We start from the raw sequence: 4516 nt of genomic DNA on the forward strand, positions 1-4516 counted from the left end.
TTTTTTCTCTTCAACCGACCGGGTTAACTGTGAAGTGATTCACATCCGCCGTGTCGATGGAGGCGCATTATAGGGAGTTCTCCGCAGCCCGCAACAGAAAAGTTGCAAAAAAATGACTGACCGCTGCATTCCCCAGCAAAACCCCGCTTTATACCCTTTTACGCACAGACTTATCCACAATTACAGCAAGATCCTGATGCGATCCTGCGAACTGAAAGAGAAGATCAACTATACTAGCGGCAAATATTCTTCTCCGCAGAGCTCCCCCTGATGAATACACAACGCCTGCCTCGCGACTGGCGCCTCCCTACGGCCGGATTGATGCTGCTGACCATCCTCTTCGCCGCTTTTACGCTGCATACGCACTGGAACGCCTTTATCCAGTGGTGCCTTGCCACGCAGATTACGCTGCACCGTTATCTGGTGATGTATCTACTACAGCTGAATAACAACCAGTACAGCGGTGGATTATGGCTCTTAACAGGCGCTTTCTTTTATGGCGTCCTTCACGCCATCGGGCCGGGGCACGGGAAGTTCATCGTGACAACCTACCTGAGCACAAATAAGGAGAGCGAACTGGCCGCACGCACCGTTCCCTTTCTTGGCAGCCTGATGCAGGGCGTCAGCGCCATTCTGTTTGTCTTTATTCTGGCAGTAGGATTTAACCTCGCGTCAGGGGATATCAGCACCAGCCGCTGGTATGTCGAGAAGATAAGCGCCGTGCTGATTGGCGCGTTTGGTGCTTTCATCATTTACCAGGCGCTGAAAAGCCTGCGGCCTCAAAGAATGAGGATCTCAGCCATCACTCCCCTTCATCAGCACGATGAACATTGTGGATGTGGTCATCACGGCGTGGGCGCAGATCTGACACAAGGTGACTGGAAAACGCGTCTGGGCGTCATTCTGGCGATTGGCGCACGTCCGTGCAGCGGTGCGATCATGATTCTGATGTTTTCGAACGCGCTGGGCATTGTCACCTGGGGAATGGCGGCCGTTATGAGCATGTCTTTAGGTACGGCACTCTCTATTATGGGGCTATCACTGGCAGTTCGTTATGCCCGTGAACGTACGGTGGCATGGTTCGGGGGAGATAGCGCGTTCAGGTGGCTGGTGCCGGCAGTTAAAATTGCCGGAGGTATCATCCTGATCCTGTTCGCGACCGTCCTGTTCCTGACCGTCATCCCCATTAGCGCCAACGGCGACTACATCGCCGCCGGATGCTAATAAAAGAAAACCCGCCGTTGGCGGGTTTTCTTTATTACTCGTTAATGCGTGGATGTTGATCAACAAGACGGGAGCGTTTCTTCTGCAGCTCTTCAATCTCTGCGTCGATATCCTCAATTTTCTGCTCAACGTTATCGTAGTGCTCGCGCAGGATTTCTTTCGCTTCCTGAATATCAGATGCCGCAGGTGTCGCCCCTTTCAGAGGACGGTTCGCCGTCTCCTTCATGGTCAGGCCGGTCGCCAGGCCGACTACCGCAATAACCATCAGGTAGTAGGCTGGCATCATCAGGTTCTGCGTGCTTTCCACCAGAGAGGCGGCAAGCGTAGGCGTCAGGCCGGCAATCAGAACGGAGATGTTGAACGCCGCCGCCAGCGCACTATAACGAATGTGCGTCGGGAACATCGCAGGTAATGTGGATGCCATCACCCCGATAAAGCAGTTCAGGATCACCGCCAGCATCAGCAGACCCGCGAAAATCAGACCCAGCACGTTACTGTTGATCAGAATAAACGCCGGGATCGCCAGCGCGAACAGCGCTACGCTACCCAGGATGATAAACGGTCGACGGCCAAAGCGGTCACTCAGCAGACCCATAATCGGCTGTACAAACAGCATACCCACCATGATGGCGATAATAATCAGCACGCCGTGATCTTCCGAGTAGTGCAGGTTATGCGACAGATAGCTCGGCATGTAGGTCAGCAGCATGTAGTAAGTAACGTTGGTGGAAATCACCAGACCAATACAGGTCAGCAGGCTGCGCCAGTGCTTTGTCGCGATCTCTTTAAAGGACACTTTCGGGCCGTCCTGCAGCCCTTCGCGGTCGCCCTGCTCCAGTTTATCAACGTGCTGCTGGAACGCAGGTGTCTCTTCCAGCGCATGTCGCAGGTAAAGACCGATAATACCCAGTGGGAGCGCGATAAAGAACGGGATACGCCAGCCCCAGTCGAGGAAGTTCTCCTCACCGACCACGGTTGAAATCAGAACCACGACGCCCGCACCCATCACAAACCCGGCAATCGAACCGAAGTCCAGCCAACTGCCCATGAAGCCGCGCTTACGGTCAGGGGAATACTCCGCGACGAAGATCGACGCCCCGGTATACTCGCCCCCGACGGAGAAGCCCTGCGCCATCTTACAGAGCAACAGCAGAATAGGTGCCCAGATGCCGATCGTGGCATAGGACGGTATTAGGCCGATACAGAACGTACTGATCGACATAATGACAATGGTGATAGCGAGTATTTTCTGGCGACCGTATTTGTCACCGAGCATACCGAAGAACAGACCACCCAGCGGGCGGATCAGGAAAGGAACGGAGAATGTACCCAGCGCGGCAATCATCTGCAGGCTAGGGTCAGCACCGGGGAAGAACACTTTACCTAATGCATAGGCAACAAAGCCGTAGACACCGAAATCGAACCATTCCATCGCATTACCGAGCGAGGCGGCGGTGATCGCTTTACGCAGTTTAGCGTCATCAATAATGGTGACGTCGCGAAGCGTAATGGGTTTAACCTTTTTCCTTCTTAGCATAGCTTTCCTCGTAGACTTAGCCCTGTCCGTTCCACAGCCAACTCGCACTCTGTGAACCCGAGATCCGCTCCATGCGAACCTCCATCTTCAAGCGTAGCAGGTTTACTTACATTGACGTTTTCCGTCGATACAACCGAACCTGTTGACGCCTGTCTGGGCAGTTAATGACCTTTTTACCCTACCAGCGTTTATATTTGTGATCAACTTCACACATATATTTATACTGCGTCAGGTGAAGACAGTTTTTGTCAACTACCGCAAATAAGTACTTTCTCAACCTTCCAGAGCCCCCATTTTCGCCCTCATCCTTTTTCTTTTCCCAACAGAATAAAAAGCCATATTTTTTACAAGAGATTTACATAAATTTTCAGCTCTCACAACGCGCCGTAAAGTTTACATTCAATATGTGATGAAGATAACTAAAACACCGTTTTATTTTCATTGAATCAATATTCCATCGATCGCATGATAATTCCTGAAACATAGCGACGCATGTTTTCTGACGAGAGAAAACGAGAGCGCTGACTGAATTTCGGTGCAGGGTTATCACAAACCAATCATCAAGAGCACCCTTCATCAAATTGAATTTATTGATTTTTTTTATTCGCACCTGCCGCTCACCATGAGAGGCGAAATTGTGAGGGTTAGAGATGAAGATTAAAGCCACGATAGAACGCATACCGGGTGGTATGATGCTGGTGCCGCTGGTACTCGGTGCTATTCTGAATACATTAGCCCCTGAAACCGGGGCTTATTTTGGTGGTTTCACAAAGGGGATGATTACGGGTACCGTTCCCATCCTGGCGGTCTGGTTCTTTTGTATCGGCGCATCCATTAATTTGCGGGCAACCGGTACCGTATTACGCAAATCCGGAACGCTGGTGATAACCAAAATAGCGGTTGCCTGGGTGGTCGCAATGATATGCGCGATGTTCATTCCTGAAAATGGAATTCAGACCGGTTTCTTCGCCGGGTTATCCGTCCTGGCGATTGTCTCGGCGATGGACATGACCAACGGCGGGCTGTATGCCAGCCTGATGAACCAGTACGGAACGAAAGAGGAGTCCGGCGCGTTTGTTTTGATGTCTCTGGAGTCCGGCCCGCTCATGACGATGTTGATCCTGGGGTCCGCTGGCCTGGCTTCTTTTGAGCCCCATCATTTTGTCGGCGCGATCCTGCCATTCCTGATCGGCTTCGCGCTGGGCAATCTGGATCACGATCTGCGTGATTTCTTCAGCAAAGCCACGCCGGTGCTGATCCCATTCTTTGGCTTTGCGCTGGGTAATACCATCAACCTGAACGTGATTCTGGATACGGGACTGCTGGGGATTGTGCTGGGTGTCGCGGTTATCATCATCACCGGTATTCCGCTGATCATTGCTGACCGCGTAATCGGGGGAGGAAACGGCACGGCGGGCGTCGCCGCCTCTTCAGCCGCAGGCGCTGCCGTTGCAAACCCGGTGATTATCGCCCAGATTAACCCGGCCTTCGAACCGGTGGCCGCGTCCGCGACGGCACTGGTTGCCGCCAGCGTGATTGTCACCGCAATCCTGGTACCCATCATCACGGCGCTATACGCGAAACGCTACGGAAATGTGCAAGAGATCCCGCCTGAACCGAAACCGATAGAAATGAATCACTAACACACCGCGCCAGCCATCCTCTCTCCCCTGGGGGGTGTACAGTCCGGGGACATGGTAGACAGGTGTTCGGGGACATGGTGAACACTTTTTAACATCCTTTACCCATGGTGAT

Annotated in this window: 3 protein-coding genes; 2 read left to right on the plus strand and 1 reads right to left on the minus strand. The window is 52.6% G+C overall.

What is annotated here, in order from left to right:
* Positions 1–270 precede the first annotated feature (270 nt).
* Positions 271–1224: a nickel/cobalt transporter gene (locus IM291_RS21740; RefSeq protein WP_192987633.1), complete on the plus strand. Its 954-nt coding sequence runs from the start codon at positions 271–273 to the stop codon at positions 1222–1224.
* Positions 1225–1258: 34 nt separating this feature from the next.
* Here the strand turns inward: IM291_RS21740 and proP are convergent, their stop codons facing one another.
* Positions 1259–2761, minus strand: coding sequence for a glycine betaine/L-proline transporter ProP (gene proP, locus IM291_RS21745; RefSeq protein WP_028015221.1), 1503 nt, complete (start codon positions 2759–2761; stop codon positions 1259–1261).
* 650 nt (positions 2762–3411) lie between these two features.
* Here proP and kdgT point away from each other — a divergent pair.
* Positions 3412–4404: a 2-keto-3-deoxygluconate transporter gene (gene kdgT / locus IM291_RS21750; RefSeq protein WP_028015220.1), complete on the plus strand. Its 993-nt coding sequence runs from the start codon at positions 3412–3414 to the stop codon at positions 4402–4404.
* Positions 4405–4516: the final 112 nt, after the last annotated feature.

This window comes from Enterobacter cloacae complex sp. P27C, from assembly GCF_014895705.1.
In the GTDB taxonomy this organism is placed as follows: domain Bacteria; phylum Pseudomonadota; class Gammaproteobacteria; order Enterobacterales; family Enterobacteriaceae; genus Enterobacter; species Enterobacter bugandensis.